Here is a 16,671-nt window from a genome sequence, read left to right as displayed (position 1 = left end):
TCACGTCACTGTCGATGCACGATCAGTTGTAGCGGACCGAGCCGCACCTGTCATCTAGACACATGTCCAGCTCCACGGCTGTTTGCCCTGGTGACGCGGCACGCGGCGCGATTCCCGGCTAACATCGCGATACCAACTTGTGACCTGTACCACACAGTAGCGTTATCGCGAGGCGAGACTGCACCGGCTTGGACACCATGTCGACCCACGATCACGACACGGTCACGCGACCGGGGACGGCGTTAACGGACGCCATCAGATAGTGGCCACCAACAGGTCCTCGCCGCTCGACGGCCGCAGGCCGTCGGTGCGGTCGGCGAAGTAGCGTTCGGCGAGCGAGGCCCCCGACACGTGCCGGGGGCTGTCGAAGCCGGAGTCGCGGGCCAGTGCCAGCATCTCCTGCGGGGTGTAGAAGCTGACGAACGGCGTTCCGGACGCCCGCGCGCCGTTCTCGGACACCTGGAGTCCGGCGCGATCGGCGACGTCGACGAGATCGGTGGGCAGCAAGAACGTCATCGCCAGCGTCGAACCGGGAGCGAGACCGGCGAGCTGGCGCAGGGTGGCGGCGGTGGCTCCTTTCGTGAGGTACATGGTGACGCCGGTGGAGACGACGACCGCGGGCCTGCCAGGATCGAAGCCCGCCGCGACAAGCCGCTCCGACCACGACTCGTTCGCCTCGAAATCCACCGGCACCATCCGAAGCCATTCCGGGACACCGAAACCCACGTCGGTCAGCCGTTGCCGCTTCCACGCCTGAGGGCTCGGCTGGTCGACCTCGAAGACCCGCATGCGGGCGGCGATCTCCGTCCTGCGCTGGGCAAACGTGTCCAGGCCCGCCCCCAGGACGACGTACTGGACGACGCCGCGGCCTGCCTGCTCGGCGACCAGATCCTCGATGAAGCGAGCACGGGCGACGATGGCCGCCCGAAACCCGCTGGTGCCGGTCGGATCCATGTCCGGGCGATCCCGCCAGCCCTCGTCCGGGGCCGCCAGCTGCAGGCCGATCTCGTCGACGAAAACGTGCGGCGGCGGGTCGACCAGCACGTGCATCGCCCGCCACAGGGCGACTCGAACCGCCGTGCTGTCCGGTGTCCCGGCCTGCTCGTCTGCCGTCGCCATGACGTTCTCACTCCTTCGCCGTCCGTTCTGATCCGGGGCGCACGGCCCGATCTCCGTCGTAAGGCCCAGAAACAGACAAACCTTCACCCGAAATGGCGTCCATCCCTCGAACCATTGTTCAGATCAAAATGGACGGTTGTCAAATTTCAATATGTGAGAAAATTCCGGTTTGGTGAAACGCCCCGAGATCGCGAACGCGATAAATGAAGTAAGCGGCGATCGACGATCCCGTGGATTTTCATCACCAACAGAGGAGTGAATTCTGATGGGTTCTGCAGGAATCGACTTCAACGTCGCATTCGAGGCGTTCCTGAAGTGGCTCAGCCTCACGTTCGGCGGCGGAATCGGACTCGGCTGACCAGCGGAGAGATCCGACACGCGATGGCCAGGCTCACCTGGGGCCAGCCTGGCCATCACTCTGATCTGTACGTATGAATACCTCGGCGGCGGAACACGCCGTCGAAGAACTCGGGCGGAATAATCCGAAATGCACCATTACTGCGCATCGGAAAATTCGACCGTGACGGTTAGCGACTTCGAGCGCGATCGCTGGGTATTCCGGCGCCACCAAAAGCTGTCTGTTCTTTTCATTTCTCCGCGAAAGGGGACCTCGCCCGTGGCGTGACGCTAGCGGGCCCTCCCCCGGACCTACACCGCCGACGGTGCGAAGTGCCGGCCGAGATATGCGGCGGTGGCGGAGTCGGCCGTCTCCGCGACAATCGCCGGCTGACCCGAGGCGATGATGCGGCCGCCGTTGTCTCCGCCGCCGGGCCCGAGATCGATCATCCAGTCCGCTGAGGCGATCACCGACATGTCGTGTTCGACCAGGACGACGCTGTTCTCCGCCGCGACGAGACGGCGCAGCACCACCATGAGTCGGTCCACATCGGCGGGGTGTAATCCGGTCGTGGGTTCGTCGAGCACGTAGAGCGTGTGCCCGGATCGGACGCGCTGCAGTTCGCTGGCCAGCTTGACGCGTTGCGCCTCCCCACCCGACAGCGTAGTGGCGGATTGGCCGAGCCGCAGATATCCGAGACCCACCTCTACCAGCATGTCGAGGCTCTTCTTGGCGGCCGGGACATGGTTCAGGAAGTCCCGGGCGTCGTCGACGGTCATCGCGAGGACGTCGGCGATCGATCGGCCGTCGACCAGGATCTCGAGAGTCTCGGAGTTGTAGCGTGCGCCGGCGCAGGCCGGGCACGGCGCGGAGGCCTCGGGGAGAAACAGCATGCCGATGGTGATCGCGCCGGCACCCTCGCACTCGTCGCATCGGCCACCGGTGACGTTGAACGAGAAACGGCCGGGACTGTATCCGCGTTCGCGGGCGGTGGGGTGTGCAGCGAAGAGTTTCCGGATCACGTCGAACAGTCCGGTGTAGGTCGCGAGATTCGAGCGCGGCGTCCGCCCGATCGGGGTCTGGTCCACACGCACCAGCCGGTCGATGTGTCCGAGCCCGTGGGACGACACCACGGTCGGTTCGGCGATGTCCCGGCCGTCGGCCAGGACAGCCGTGGAGTCGTCGGCGTCGTCGCCCACGGTGTCGGGGCCGGGTTCGTCGTCGACGCCGAGGTGCCGGCCGACGACGTCCGTGAGCACACGGCTGACGAGTGTGGATTTGCCGGAGCCGGACACGCCGGTGACCGCGGTGAGCACCCCGAGCGGGATCCGCACACTCAGATCCTGCAGATTGTGCATCGTGATGCCGGAGAGTTCGATCCACCTGCTCGGCTGTGCGGGCTCGGGGCAACTCTCCAGTGGTTCGAAAAGGTATCGGCGGGTGACGGATTCGGGAATCTTCGCGAGACCGTCCACCGTGCCGCTGTAGAGGACCCTCCCACCGTGCTCCCCGGCATCGGGGCCGACGTCGACGATCCAGTCCGCCGCCCGGACGACGTCGAGGTTGTGTTCGATGACGAAGACGGAGTTGCCTGCGGCGCGAAGCCGCCGCACGGCGGCGACCAGCGCCTCGGTGTCGGCGGGGTGCAGGCCCGCGGACGGCTCGTCCAGGACGTACAGCACGCCGAACAGGCCCGACTGCAGCTGGGTGGCCAACCGAAGGCGCTGAAGCTCTCCCGGCGACAGGGTGGTGGTCGATCGGCCGAGACTCAGGTATCCCAGCCCGAGCTCGGACAACCCTCGGAGGCGTCCGAGTAGGTTGTCCACCAACGCCTCCGATGCTCGAACGGTGGCGTCGTCTGCGGAGGCATCGTGTGAGGCGACCGCGGTTTCGAGAACCGTGGCCAGCTCGGCCAGTGGCAGTTCGGTCGCGTCGGCGATGTCGAGGCCGGCGAACCGCACCGCCAGTGCCTCGGGTCGCAGCCGCTTGCCGTCGCATGCGCCGCAGGGGCGGGAGACCAGATATCGCGACACCTTCGCCCGCTGGGTTGCGCTCTTCGTCGTCGCGAAGGTGTGCAAGACGTAGGTGCGGGCGCTCGAGAACGTTCCCTGGTAGTCGCGCACCATCTTGCCCGGGTCGCGGATCGGTGACACCGTGACGGTGGGCTGCTCATCGGTGGTGAGGATCCACTCACGTTGATCTGCAGGGAGTTCCGACCATGGGCGGTCCACATCGATGCCGAGGGTGTCGAGGATGTCGCGGTAGTTCTTCCCCAGCCAGGCGCCGGGCCAGGCGGCGACGGCGCCGTCGCGGATACTGCGGTTCGGGTCCGGCACCAGGGCGTCGACGTCGACGTCGTGGGTGCGTCCGAGTCCGTGGCAGGTCGGGCATCCTCCTTCCGGTGTGTTGGGCGAGAAGGCGTTCGAGTCGAGGATGGGGGCGTCCGGCGGGTAGGTGCCGGCCCGGGAGAACAGCATGCGCAGCACGTTGGAGATGTGGGTGAGGGTGCCGACCGACGATCTGGCGGAGGTGTGACCGCGGGCCTGCTGCAACGCGACCGCGGGTGGAAGCCCCGTGATGTCCCCCACCCTGGGTGCTCCGACCTGATCCATCAATCGGCGCGCGTACGGGGTGACGGACTCGAGAAAGCGTCGTTGCGCTTCGGCGTAGATGGTACCGAAGGCCAACGACGACTTGCCCGATCCCGACACCCCCGTGAACGCGACGATGCAGTCCCGGGGAATGAACACATCGACGTGGGCGAGGTTGTGTTCGCTGGCATCGACCACTTCGATGCCGGCGAATTCCCGGGCGGGTGGTAGTGCGGCCGGCGGTCCGGGATCGAAGGTCGGCACAACTGCTCCAGGTGTCGGTTCGTGCTCGGACAGGTCGGGCCCCAGTCTTCCTCGAGGGATGGAACCGCAGTCCCGGTGGTGCGTCCGGTCAGACGATGTTCGTCTCGCCTGCGCCGATGCCGGTCTTCGCGAAGCGGCGCAGAGCAAACGAACTGATGTCGTAACCGGGCTCCCTGCTGTGGTAGAGGTCGCGCACGATCTCACCGGTCGCCGGTCCCATCAGGAAGCCGTGGCCGGAGTAACCGGTGGCGATGAGCAGGCCTTCCACCTCGGTGGATCGGTCGATGATCTGGTTGCGGTCGGGAGTGACCTCGTAGAGTCCGGCCCAGCCGGTGCTGATGCCGTAGTCCAGAACGGCAGGCACCCGGGTCTCGGCGATCGCGCCGAGACCCATCAACCAGTCCTCGAGCTCGAACCTGAGGTTGAATCCCTCGGGCTCGTTCGGGTCGGACCAGCCGAGCAACAGGCCCTTGCCTTCGGGATGGAAGTAGAAGTTCGAGGGAAAGTCGATGGTCAGCGACGGCGAGAACTCGGGCAACTCGGACAGCGGCTCGGTGAACGCGATCTGACGGCGGACGGGGACCACGGGGATGTTCACCCCGACCATGGTGCCGATCTCCGCCGACCACGCCCCGGCGGCGCAGACCACGGTGCTCGTCGTGATACGTCCGTGTTCGGTGACGACGGCGGTGATGGTGCCGCCCGTACTCTCGATGTCGGTGACCGCGCAGTGCCGGATGATGCGGGCGCCGCGGCGACGGGCGGCCGCGGCGTACCCCATCACCACCGATTCCGGTGTCGCCTTGCCGTCCTGGGGGGACCAGGAGGCAGCGAGGAGTCCGTCGGTACTGATGAGCGGCGAGATCTTCTTCGCCTCGTCGGGAGTGATCATCCGGCTCGGAACACCGTGCCGGTTCTGCAGCGCCACGCTTTCGGTGAAGATGTCGACGTTGGTCTGATCCGAGAGAAGGTAGAGGTAGCCGTCGCGGCTGAAGTCGATCTCCTGACCGTAGTCCTGGGCGAACCGCGAATACACCTCGAGGCCGCGCAGACCGATCGCGATGTTGGCCTCGTTGCTGAACGACGCACGGACGCCGCCTGCGGCCTTACAGGTCGAGCCGCAGGCCAACTCGTCCTTTTCCAGGAGGACGACATCGGCGACCCCGGATTCGGCGAGGTGGAACGCGATACTGGCGCCGATGACGCCACCGCCGATCACGACGACGGACGCCTGCTCGGGGAGTTCCTTGCTCATGTCGCTTCTTCTTTCCTGAAGAGTGATTATGTTATGCCGAACCGTCTTCTAGAACGCTGCGTTCCGCGGAGCCCGTCCACGCAACACCATGGCTTCGCGCACGCGGTCCTGGGCGGTGCTGCGCGCCACCTCGTGGGTGGTACGACCCTGAGCCTTCGACGCATCGAGGGTGTCGATGGTGCTGGCGCGCAGCTTGTTCGAGATGTTGGCGAACACCGCGGCGGGTTCCGGACGGATACCGGAGTAGCGCGCGTCCATGGCCACCGCTGCGGCCACCACGCCGCCGGCGTTGGCGATGAAGTCCGGGACGACGGTCACGCCGCGGCCGTGCAGCACCGACTGTGCCTCGGGGCTGCTCGGCAGGTTCGCGCCTTCGACGACGATCCTGGCGGGCAACGTCCGGGCGAGATCGGCGTCGATGACGTCCTGCAATGCTGCCGGGATCAGGACGTCCGCCGTCACCGAGAGTTCTTCCCCGGCGGCGAGCGGCTTGGCGTCGGAGTACTCGTCGACCAGTCCGTCACCGTATCGTTCGCGCAGGTCGAGCAGGGTGGCGACGTCGAGGCCGTCCGGGTTGTGGATGCCACCTCGCGACGTCGAGACCGCGACGACGGTCGCGCCCAGTTCGGCAAGGCGTTTCGCGCTCGCCGCGCCGACCGCTCCGAAGCCCTGGATGGACACGCTCAGCGAACCGGTGGACAGGCCGATCGCCTGCGCGGCGGCGTCGGCCGACTCCGCGACTCCGTGGCCGGTGACGCCGAGTTGGTCGTACGGGAGTCCGCCGAGCGCGTGTGGGGTGCCGACGGCGCCGCCGCGGCCACCGACCTCGTCGAGCATGATCGCGGCGTCCTTCTCGGTCAGTCCGACGTCGAGCCCGAATACGTATTCCTCGGGGACCTCGTTGCGCAGGGCTCGCACGAACGCCCGCAGGACCGCTTCCTTCGACTCGGCGTTCGGGTCGGCCCAGATCCCGGCCTTGGCGCCGCCGTAGAAGAGGTCGACCCCGGCCCATTTCCAGGTCATGTTCCGGGCCAGCCGGGCGACCTCGCCGACACTGACGGTGGTGGACATGCGGGTGCCGCCCTTGCCCATTCCGCGGGCGGTGTTGTCGATGACCAGAACGCCGCGCATGCCGGTGCGTGCGTCGGAGACACACACGACCTTCTCCGGGCCCCATTCGTCGATCAATTCGAACATCGTCGTTGCTCCTCGTGCGATTCGAAGGGGTTTCAGGCGAAGTTGACGCCCTGAGCCAGGGGCAGCTCACGGGAGTAGTTGACGGTGTTCGTGGCGCGGCGCATGTAGGCGCGCCAGGCGTCGGAGCCGGATTCGCGGCCGCCGCCGGTGGTCTTCTCGCCGCCGAACGCGCCGCCGATCTCGGCGCCGGACGTGCCGATGTTGACGTTGACGATGCCGCAGTCCGAACCGTCGGCGGCGATGAATCGCTCGGCCTCACGCTGGTCGGTGGTGAAGATCGACGACGACAGACCCTGCGGGACGTCGTTGTGCAGGGCGATCGCCTCCTCGAACGTGTCGTAGGTCAGCACGTAGAGGATCGGTGCGAAGGTTTCGTCCTTGACGATCTCGCTCTGGGTCGGCATCCGCACGATCGCGGGCTCGACGTAGTACGAATTGTCGCTGCTCGGCCGGCGCTGACCACCGGCGAGGATCTGCCCGCCCTGCGCGACGGCTTGGTCGAGGGCTTCGGTCATGTTGGCGTGGGACTTGCCGTCTATCAGCGGGCCCACCAGGGTGCCGTCGGCGAACGGGTCGCCGATCGGGAGGCGCCGGTAGACCTCGGTGATGCGGTCGAGGAGTTCGTCGGCGATGTCCCGGTGAACGATGATGCGGCGCATCGAGGTGCACCGCTGACCTGCGGTGCCGGCGGCGGCGAAGACGATGCCGCGGGTGGCGAGGTCGAGGTCCGCGGACGGGGTGACGATCGCGGCATTGTTTCCGCCGAGTTCGAGGATCGCCCGGCCGAAGCGGGCGGCGACGCGGGGAGCGATCTGCTCCCCCATTCGCTCGGAACCGGTGGCGGAGATCAGCGGCACCTTCGGGCTGTCGATCAGGGCCTGCGTGTCGGCCGCACTCGCCGAGACGAGGACGTTCAGGTTGGCCGGTGCGCCCGATTCCGCTGCGGCGCGGTCGAACAGCGCCGAGCATGCGGCGGCGGTCAGGGTGGTCAGCTGTGCCGGCTTCCAGATCACCGCATCACCGCAGACGATGGCCAGGGCGAGGTTCCAGGACCACACCGCGGCCGGGAAGTTGAACGCGGAGACGACACCGACGACACCGAGCGGGTGCCAGGTCTCCATCAGGCGGTGGCCGGGGCGCTCCGAGGGCATGGTGCGGCCGTCGAGCTGGCGGGACAGACCGACCGCGAAGTCACAGATGTCGATCATTTCCTGGACCTCGCCGAGGGCCTCCGAGCGGATCTTGCCGACCTCGATGCTGATCAGGTTGGCGACGTCTTCCTTGTGCGCGGTGAGCAGTTCGCCGAGGCGCTTGATCAGGAATCCGCGGACCGGGCCGGGAACGGTACGCCACTGCAGGAACGCGTCGTGGGCGGCGTCGATCGCGGCCTCGACGTCGGCGGCGCCTGCAGCCGGGTAGTCGAACAGGCTCTCCCCGGTGACCGGGGTGCGGGCGGTGATGGTGTTCTTCACCCCGGCGGTGTCGAGGACCGCCGGGTCGACCCCACATCGTTGCAGGCTGGTGCGTGCGAGGGTGCGCAGTTCGTCGGTGGCGGGCAGGGTGATGGCGTCGGCGACAGCGGTGCTCATTTACTTGACTCCCTGGGTAGCGATGGGTGAGGTAGCGATGGGTGCAGGTACTTCGATGGGTCCGCGGATGTGCAGTTCGGTGGCCACACGATCGAGGGATGCGCGGCGGATCCCGTCATAGAGCGCGTACGGGTCGTGCAGGGGACGGCCCAGAACTCCCTCCATCCAGGCGGCGTCGACAGCGGCTGTCGACTGGGTGGTGTCCTTGCGACCGTCCGACGTCAGGTTCGACTGGAAGATCCCCGCAGCGGACTTCGGCAGGAAGTCCTCGTAGACGATCGGCTCGGGGCGGACCCAGCCCTGGTCGATCAGATCGGGCAGCGACCTGGATGGCGCGTGCCCGTTGGGCTGCTTGCCGGTGTTCACGGTGTAGGTGAAGTAGGCGAGGTCGTGCAGGGCCAATCCCTGCTCGGTGGCAGGCATCTGCTGATTCCACAGCTCCGCGGCGATCTGATTGCGTACCTCGGCCGACACCGGCGCGGCGGCGGCCGCCTCCCGGACCGCCTGCTCGGTCTCGACCGTCAACCGGTCGTAGACCTCCCGTCCGCGGACGGTGGCGGCGATGCCGCGGGCTTCGACCTCACCGAAACGCACTCGCAGCGAACCCTTCTCGACGCTGCCGTCGGCCTCGCGGAACACCCGCGGTTCGGCGAGGGCCCGGAACGAGGTCTGACGCAGCAGCAGATCCGGGCCGGCCCACCGGGGCGGTCCCTGGATCGTGTCGATCATGTCGATGCTGCGACGCTTCATGCGGGCGTAGAGATCGTCGATGTCCAGTACACGCGGGGTCAGGTGGTTGATGTGGGTGCTGGTGACGCCGCCGATGTCGGCGGCCACCGAGGACACCTGCTCGAGTTCGTGGTACCAGGCGCGGTCGACGGCCTCGGTGGAGAGCTTGAACGCCGCCGTCGCGAGGGTCAGGAACATCTCGGCGTCGCCGGAAGTCAGCCCCCGGTACTCGCTCGCCCGGTCGGCGAGGACCAGCAGTTCGGTGGTGAACAACGTGCGCCTGGCGAGGAAACTCTCGAGGCGCCGCTGCAGATCTGCGCTGAAGAAGCGGCGGTCCGCGGGCACGAGCATGGACGTGAACACCCGGAAGGGGTTGCGCGCCAGTTCCTCCGGGTCCGTGGGCCGGAAGGCGGTCGAGACGACCGGGACGGAACTGGCAGCCGCCTCGCGCAGGTCGTAGAACCCGACCGGGTGCATGCCCATGGCCGCGAACACACGTGCCACCTGCGCCATCTCCTGTGGGGTGCCCACGCGGATGGCTCCGTGGCGTTCGGCGGTGACGCGAGCGATCGAGCCCAGCCGTTCGGCGTCGGAGCCGGGGCGCGACAGCACGGCGTCGTTGACGGCCTGCGACACCTCGAGCAACGTGGTGTAAGCGGGAACTTCCTTCCCGTACATGTGCGAGAGGCGGCGAGCGAACTCGGCGCGAAGTTCCCACTGCGGGGTGATCGGCATGCGTGCAGCTCCAGGGTCGATGGGCTCGGGTGAGAGCGAAGTCGTGGTGTGCCGGAGGTTTTCGAACAGTGCGCCGGTTCGACGATTCGTTCCCGCTCGTTCATCGTGGTCTGCCGGATCGAATAGCACCAGCGAAGAAAACTAGCCGCAACCGTTTAGGATCCCTATATGAATATAAGTCTGGCCCACCTCGTCACGCTCCGGGAACTGGCCCGGCGCGGAACGATGGTCGCGGTCGCCGAAGAACTCGGCTACACCGCCGGCGCCGTATCGCAGCAGATCGCAGCGTTGGAGAAGGCCGTCGGCTCGCAACTCGTCACCAAGATGGGACGCAACGTCGTCCTCACCGATTCCGGCGTCGTCCTGGCCGAACACGCCGTGAAGATCCTGGGCGCGGAACAGACCGCCCTCGACGCGCTTCGCGCAGTCCACGACGACGTGGCCGCGCCCCTTCTGCTCGGCACCTTCGGCAGCACCGCCGCCGCGCTACTGCCGCCGGTCGTGGCCGCCGCGCAGCGCGAGTACCCGCTCCTCACCCTCAGCAGCCGGGAACTCGACGTCGACGAGGCCGCCCTGGCGGTCCAACGCGGACAGGTCGACGTCGCCTTCGGGCTGGACTATCCCAATTCGCCGATGCCCCGCACTCCGGATATCGAGATGATCACCCTGCGCAGCGAGCGATTCGGGCTCGCCGTCTCCTCGGGGGCCTACGGCATCCGCACCGAGTGCACGATCGATCTGCGCGAGACCGCGGAGTGGAACTGGATTCTGCCGCCCGCGGAAACCCAGTTCGGTCGCGCCATCCGAATCGCGTGCCGGCAGGAAGGTTTCGAGCCGATCGCACGACACGAAATCGTCGACACCGCCGTCTCCCTCGCACTGGCCGCGAAGGGGCTGGGCGCGGCTCCGGTCACGGACATGATGATCAGGCTCAACAGCTCGGTACCGATCATCCGGGTCGACCTCACCCAGGAGATCGGCAGGCGGATCGTGCTCCTGCGCCTCGCCGGCTCGGAGACCCGGCCCACCGTGCGCGCCGTCACCGAGATCGTGCGTGCCGTGGTGAACACGGCCGAGACGCGGTGAGGACTCCTCCGAGAGGAAGTCAGTTCTCCTGCCCGATGGAGGTGTCCCGTACACCCTGGTGCTCGAAGATGAAGCGTCCCAGCGTGAGACCGACGTGCAACTCGAGTCGCTGCGCGCCCACCGACAGGTCGAGGCCGGAGACCTCCTCGATCTTCGCGAGCCGGTAGTACAGGGTCTGACGGTGGATGCCGAGGATCGCGGCGGTGGCGGCGGTATCGCCCGCCCGGTCGAGATACGTCTGGGCGGTGGCGAGCAGGTCGACGTTGCGGTGGTCGAGCAGGGCCCGCACCGACGGCGTGAGGACCGCATCGGCGAGGGCGCCGGTGGGCCCGCACGACGCCAGCCGGTAGATGCCGAGTTCTTCCCAGTAGGCGATCGGTCCCGTCGACTCGTCGTGCCGGGCGATCCGGGCACCCAGCTTGGCTTGCTGCCAACTCCGCCGGGCCGAACGCAGTCCCCGATACGAACCTCCCACTCCGACCAGAGCACCGGCACCCGCACCGCTTTCGGCAACGGACCGGACAGGGTCGACGGCGCCTTCCGCCGCGGGCACCATGACGGCGGTCAGCGATCCGATCGGCGCCAGCAGACTGCGCGTGCCGGGGGCGGGCAGGAGCCCGTCGACGGCCAGCACGGTCAACGCGCCACCGTCCGGAAAGAGCCCGGAGTCTTCGATGCGAGTAATCGCACGGGCGAAAGCCTTTCGGTCGCCTTCGAGGAGGTCTGCGACGGCGACCGCCATATCGTCACGACCCCGGGCGGTGTGTGCGAGTTGCGCGCCGGCCTGGCCGGCCAGGGACATTGCGGCGGTGAGATCGCCGTCGGACACGGCGCTGTTCTCATCCGGCAGGACGAACAGATATCCGTACGCCGCGCCTGCGTAGCGAGCCGGAAGACAGATCCGCGACGACGCTTCAATATCCGGATTCTCTGGCGTGATCACCGGGCGTGCGGTATCGGCAATCCCGAAGCTTTCGTACCACGCGCGCGCTTCCGGCGGGCAACTCCGGGTGAGGATCGACTGCACCCGATCCCTGTCGACACCCGGCGACTGGGTGCTGTAAGCCATCAGCGAGAACGCCCGGTCGACCAGGACGACTGATGCCGACAGTCGTTCGGCCACCTCGGTAACCACTTCGTCGAGCGTCACTTCATCATCTCCGTGAACAGCGTGTTTCGTGGGCGATACGTACGGCGATCATCCCGCGTCGGCCATACAAGTGTCTGACTGACGGGGCGAAAAGTTCTGACACTTGTCCCTAGCATGCTACGTGTTGCGCCGTTACGTTGGTCACACACGAACGGAAGTTCGCCACCTCGCCAGGCCCCGCCCTCGGCACTTCCTCTGTCAGAGCGTCCCACCACCGCGGAACGGATCGCGCCTGACGCCCTCGTGTCCGACTCGACCTTTGGAGCGTGTGATGTCCACTCTCGAACAACCGCCCGAGACGTTGCAGAAGTCTCTGAAACAACGGCACCTCACCATGATCGCGATCGGAGGTGTCATCGGCGCCGGCCTCTTCGTCGGTTCGAGCGCCCTGCTGCACACCTCCGGCCCTGCGGCATTCGTGTCCTACGCCATCACCGGTGTCGTCATCGTCCTCGTGATGCGCATGCTCGGCGAAATGGCCACCACCAACCCGTCGACCGGATCGTTCGCCGGATATGCCCGCAAGGCCTTCGGGGGGTGGGCCGGCTTCACCACCGGCTGGCTGTACTGGTTCTTCTGGGTCGTCGCGGTCGGCGCCGAAGCCGTCATCGGCGGCAAACTGCTGCAACGCTGGATCGACCTGCCCTCCTGGGTGATGGCGGTCGTCCTGCTGTTGGCCATGGTCGCCACGAACCTCCGCTCCGTCCGCAACTTCGGCGAGTTCGAATACTGGTTCGCAGGCATCAAGGTCGCCGCGATCCTGCTGTTCCTCGCCCTCGGTGCCGCCTACGTCTTCGGCCTGTGGCCGAGCCATTCCGCCGACTTCTCCAACCTCACCGATCACGGCGGCTTCACCCCCAACGGCTGGACCGTCATCCTCTCCGGCGTCGTCGTCGCCGTCTTCTCCATGGTCGGACCCGAAATCGCCACCATCGCCGCCGCCGAATCCGCCGAGCCGGAGAAGGCCGTCGCCAAGGCCACCAACTCCGTGATCGCCCGCATCGGGTTCTTCTACATCGGCTCCGTGCTGCTGCTCGCCATCATCGTCCCCTGGACCGACGTCAAGGTCGGCCAGTCGCCGTTCGTCGACGCCCTCACCCACATGGGCATCCCCGGCGGACCCGACATCATGAACGCTGTGGTGCTCGTCGCCGTACTCTCCTGCCTGAACTCCGGCCTCTACACCTCCTCGCGGATGCTTTTCACTCTCGCGCACAAAGGCGATGCTCCACAGAGGATCGCAAAGCTGGACAAGCACGGCGTCCCCCGCAACTCGCTGCTCCTTGCAACCCTCGTCGGCTTCGCCTGCATCGGCCTCGACTACCTCTCCCCCGAAACCGTGTTCGCCTTCCTGCTCAACGCCTCCGGCGCCACCATCCTGATGGTCTACCTCATGATCGCGATGTCGCAGATCAAACTGCGCGGCCTGATGACCCGCGACGAAGTCGCCCAACTCCGCCTGAAGATGTGGCTGTTCCCCTACCTGTCCATCCTCGCCGCCGGCAGCATCCTCGCCGTGCTGGTGTCGATGTTCTACGTCGAATCGTCGCGCTCGCAGATCTCCCTGAGCGTCGGGGCCCTTGTCGCGACGTTGATCGCCTACCGACTCCGCCGACGCCTCAACCCACCCGTCACCACTCACCCCGCACCCGTCACGAACTAGCGCTCGGGGCGGCGGCAGGCGAGACACACCGTCTCCTGCCGCCGCCCCTTGTCGTACGCGCATCCGAGGTCAGTCCCGTCTGCGCGCACGGTCCGCGTCGAGCTGCGCGGCGAGCAGCTGCGCCAGGTGGTCACCGCGGCGATCGGTCAGATCAGCGAGCTGGGTTCGGCAGGAGTATCCGTCCGCGAGGATGGTGGTGTCGGCATCGGCTCCGGCCACGGCGGGGAGAAGCTGCTGTTCTGCGACGGCCACCGACACCTCATAGTGCCCCTTCTCGACGCCGAAGTTCCCGGCCAGGCCGCAGCATCCACCCAACCGCTGCACCTGCGCACCGGCCTTCTCGAGGAGCTGCGCGTCCGGACTCCACCCCATCACCGAATGGTGGTGGCAGTGCGGCTGCGCGACAATGGATTTGCCTTCGAGTGACGGCGGTTCCCACCCTCGGTCCGTCAACAGTTCCGCCAGGGTGCGGGTGGCCTCGGCGACCGGGTCAGCGGTCGCCCTGCCCAGCAGTTCCGCGGCGTCTGAACGCAGGACCCCGGTGCAGGACGGCTCCATGCCGACGATCGGGATTCCGGCCGCGGCGCTGCCGGACAGTGCGTCGACGGTGCGTCCGAGGATCTTCTTCGCCGCGGTGAGTTGACCGGTCGAGATCCAGGTCAGTCCGCAGCACTGCTGCGTGTCGGTCAACTGAGGTCGGTAACCGGCAGCCTCGAGCACCCGCACGGTGGCGTGCCCGACCTCGGGGGTGAAGTAGTTGGTGAACGAGTCCACGAACAGCAGCACCGGGTCACCGGTGGTGGCACGGTCGTTCTCGGTGGCCTTGAACCAGGATCGGAACGTCTGCTTCGCGAACGGGGGGATGGTGCGGCGCCTGTCCACTCCGGCCGACGACAACGCCATCGGTCCGATGCCGGGAACGCGCATCATGGCGTTGACCGGACCGGGGGCACGGCTGGCGATCTTCGCCCAGCGCGGAAGCCACCCCAGCGAGTAGTGGGAGGCAGGGCGGATGCGACCCTTGTAGCTCTGGTGCAGCACTTCGGATTTGAACGCGGCCATGTCGACCCCGGTCGGGCAGTCCGAGGAACATCCCTTGCAGGACAGGCACAGGTCGAGGGCGTCGTGGACCTCCGGCGAACGCCAGCCTCCGTCGACGGCGGTGCCGTTGATCATTTCCTGCAGGACGCGCGCGCGGCCGCGGGTGGAGTCCTTCTCCTCCCGTGTCGCCTGATACGACGGGCACATCACACCCCCGGTGGCGGTGTTGTCGGCCCGGCACTTTCCGACGCCGGTGCAGCGGTGCACGGCCTGGGTGAAGTCGCCGTCGTCGTGGTGATAGGCCATCGCGAGTTGGCGGCGCACGAGCGGGGCGGCGGGGATGCGCAGGTCCGCATCGACCGGGCGGGGGTCGACGACGACACCCGGGTTGAGGATGTTGTCCGGGTCGAAGACGTGCTTGACGGCGGCGAAGAGTGTCATCGCGTCCGGTGAGTACATCAGCGGGAGGAGTTCGCTGCGGGCGCGGCCGTCACCGTGCTCACCCGACAGCGAACCGCCGTAGCCGGCGACCAGTGTGCTTGCCGCCACCAGGAACTCCCGGAAGATGCCGCTGCCGCCGGGCTCGTCGAGCGGCCAGTCGATGCGCACGTGCAGGCAACCGTCGCCGAAATGCCCGTACGGCAGGCCGGTGACGTTGTATTCGTTCATCAGCGCATCGAAATCGCGGAGGTAGTTGCCCAGCATCGCTGGTGGCACTGCCGCGTCCTCCCACCCCGCGTGCGCGGGCAGTCCGGCGGGGCTGCGCCCGGCGAGCCCGGCCCCGTCGGCCCGGATCCGCCACAACTCGGCCGTGCGGGCGGCGTCGGTGACGACGAGGCTGTCGACGGCTCCGCAGTCGCGTCCGACCTGCTGGGCCCGGGCGATCGTCTCGTCGAGGTCTTCGCCGACCACCTCGACGAACAGCCAGGCCGCCCCCGTAGGCAGTGGCGGCACCGCGCCCTGGCCGCGGCGTTCACGGACGACGTCGACGATCCGGGAATCGATCCCCTCGCAGGCCGTCGGATCGAACTTCAGCACCAACGGGGTCGCGTCCCCCGCCGACGCGATGTCGGCGTATCCCAGAACGACCAGAACGCGGTGGGCGGGCTCGGACACCAGCCGAACCGTGGCCCGGGTCGCCACCGTGAGCGTGCCCTCGGTGCCGACCAGCATGCGGGTCACGTCGAACCGGTTCTCCGGCAAAAGATGTTCGAGGGCGTAGCCGGACACCTGACGGCCGAACTGGCCGAGTTCGGTGCGGATGGTCGCCAAGCCGCCGCGGGTGACCTGCTGCAATGCACTCAGCGCCGGGGATGCCGTCAGCTCGCCCGCCGCGCCCAGTTGCAGCGACTCCCCGGTTCCGGTGAGCACGTGTAGGCCCGTCACATTGTCCGAGGTCCGGCCGTATCCGAGGGTGCGGGACCCGCACGCGTTGTTGCCGATCATGCCGCCGATCGTGCAGCGGGTGGAGGTCGACGGATCGGGCCCGAATCGCAGGCCGTGCGGTGCCACGGCCTGCTGCAGCACCATCTGGATCGTGCCCGGCTCCACTGTCGCAGTCTGTGCGTCCGTGTCGATCGAGAGCACCCGGTTCATGTGCCGGCTGAAGTCCAGGATCAGTCCCGTCCCGACCGCGTTGCCGGCGACGGACGTGCCACCGCCGCGCGAAGTCAGGGGCACGCCCTCCCGGCGGCACACCGCGAGGGCCGCCGCGACCTCGTCGGCGTGTCGCGGCCGCGCGACGACCAGCGGTCGCACCCGGTACAGGGACGCGTCGGACGAATAGGCGGCGCGGGTCGTGCCGTCGGAGAGAACATCGCTCACTCCAGAACTGCGCAGCTCAGCGGCCAGTGATTCAGCGGTGATCATTCGTAGCATGCTACATGCTCCTAGCATGCTACGAACAGCCCTGTGT

At 67.4% G+C, this 16,671-nt stretch carries 10 protein-coding genes; 2 read left to right on the top strand and 8 right to left on the bottom strand.

The window, feature by feature from the left end; all coding sequences use genetic code 11:
• Positions 1-255: 255 nt before the first annotated feature.
• From BLV94_RS43520 to hglS, 6 genes are all read right to left on the bottom strand, one after another.
• Positions 256-1,119, bottom strand: a complete 864-nt coding sequence (locus BLV94_RS43520; RefSeq protein WP_072941558.1) for a class I SAM-dependent methyltransferase — start codon at positions 1,117-1,119, stop codon at positions 256-258.
• Between the two features lie 648 nt (positions 1,120-1,767).
• A complete protein-coding gene (locus tag BLV94_RS43515; protein WP_072941561.1) occupies positions 1,768-4,311 on the bottom strand; it encodes an excinuclease ABC subunit UvrA in 2,544 nt (847 codons plus the stop codon).
• Positions 4,312-4,399: 88 nt separating this feature from the next.
• Positions 4,400-5,566 (bottom strand): NAD(P)/FAD-dependent oxidoreductase, encoded by a 1,167-nt coding sequence (locus tag BLV94_RS43510; protein WP_072941564.1) that lies wholly within the window; start codon positions 5,564-5,566, stop codon positions 4,400-4,402.
• 48 nt (positions 5,567-5,614) lie between these two features.
• Positions 5,615-6,763, bottom strand: a complete 1,149-nt coding sequence (locus BLV94_RS43505; protein WP_072941567.1) for a Glu/Leu/Phe/Val family dehydrogenase — start codon at positions 6,761-6,763, stop codon at positions 5,615-5,617.
• Positions 6,764-6,795: 32 nt separating this feature from the next.
• Positions 6,796-8,352 (bottom strand): L-piperidine-6-carboxylate dehydrogenase, encoded by a 1,557-nt coding sequence (amaB, locus tag BLV94_RS43500; RefSeq protein WP_072941569.1) that lies wholly within the window; start codon positions 8,350-8,352, stop codon positions 6,796-6,798.
• Positions 8,353-9,816, bottom strand: coding sequence for a 2-oxoadipate dioxygenase/decarboxylase (hglS, locus tag BLV94_RS43495; protein WP_072941572.1), 1,464 nt, complete (start codon positions 9,814-9,816; stop codon positions 8,353-8,355).
• A gap of 168 nt (positions 9,817-9,984) precedes the next feature.
• On the opposite strand from hglS, the gene BLV94_RS43490 reads away from it, so the two are divergent.
• Positions 9,985-10,902, top strand: coding sequence for a LysR family transcriptional regulator (locus BLV94_RS43490; RefSeq protein ID WP_072941575.1), 918 nt, complete (start codon positions 9,985-9,987; stop codon positions 10,900-10,902).
• Between the two features lie 19 nt (positions 10,903-10,921).
• On the opposite strand, the gene BLV94_RS43485 is transcribed toward BLV94_RS43490, so the two are convergent.
• Positions 10,922-12,052, bottom strand: coding sequence for a PucR family transcriptional regulator (locus BLV94_RS43485; protein WP_072941578.1), 1,131 nt, complete (start codon positions 12,050-12,052; stop codon positions 10,922-10,924).
• 271 nt (positions 12,053-12,323) lie between these two features.
• Between BLV94_RS43485 and BLV94_RS43480 the strand changes: the two genes are divergently transcribed.
• Positions 12,324-13,715 carry an amino acid permease gene (locus BLV94_RS43480; RefSeq protein WP_072941580.1) on the top strand — a complete coding sequence of 464 codons (1,392 nt, stop codon included), beginning with the start codon at positions 12,324-12,326 and terminating at the stop codon, positions 13,713-13,715.
• Between the two features lie 69 nt (positions 13,716-13,784).
• Here the strand turns inward: BLV94_RS43480 and BLV94_RS43475 are convergent, their stop codons facing one another.
• Positions 13,785-16,634 carry an FAD-binding and (Fe-S)-binding domain-containing protein gene (locus tag BLV94_RS43475; protein ID WP_083395844.1) on the bottom strand — a complete coding sequence of 950 codons (2,850 nt, stop codon included), beginning with the start codon at positions 16,632-16,634 and terminating at the stop codon, positions 13,785-13,787.
• Positions 16,635-16,671: the final 37 nt, after the last annotated feature.

It is taken from the genome of Rhodococcus koreensis (genome assembly GCF_900105905.1).
Lineage (GTDB): Bacteria > Actinomycetota > Actinomycetes > Mycobacteriales > Mycobacteriaceae > Rhodococcus_F > Rhodococcus_F koreensis.
This window is presented reverse-complemented; position numbering and strand designations above follow the sequence as displayed.

Bases quoted from the DNA above. Each gene is read 5' to 3' on its own strand.
- amaB (WP_072941569.1), bottom strand. From the start codon at position 8,352: ATGAGCACCGCTGTCGCCGACGCCATCACCCTGCCCGCCACCGACGAA.
- BLV94_RS43505 (WP_072941567.1), bottom strand. From the start codon at position 6,763: ATGTTCGAATTGATCGACGAATGGGGCCCGGAGAAGGTCGTGTGTGTC.
- hglS (WP_072941572.1), bottom strand. From the start codon at position 9,816: ATGCCGATCACCCCGCAGTGGGAACTTCGCGCCGAGTTCGCTCGCCGC.
- BLV94_RS43480 (WP_072941580.1), top strand. From the start codon at position 12,324: ATGTCCACTCTCGAACAACCGCCCGAGACGTTGCAGAAGTCTCTGAAA.
- BLV94_RS43520 (WP_072941558.1), bottom strand. From the start codon at position 1,119: ATGGCGACGGCAGACGAGCAGGCCGGGACACCGGACAGCACGGCGGTT.
- BLV94_RS43510 (WP_072941564.1), bottom strand. From the start codon at position 5,566: ATGAGCAAGGAACTCCCCGAGCAGGCGTCCGTCGTCGTGATCGGCGGT.
- BLV94_RS43490 (WP_072941575.1), top strand. From the start codon at position 9,985: ATGAATATAAGTCTGGCCCACCTCGTCACGCTCCGGGAACTGGCCCGG.
- BLV94_RS43475 (WP_083395844.1), bottom strand. From the start codon at position 16,634: ATGCTACGAATGATCACCGCTGAATCACTGGCCGCTGAGCTGCGCAGT.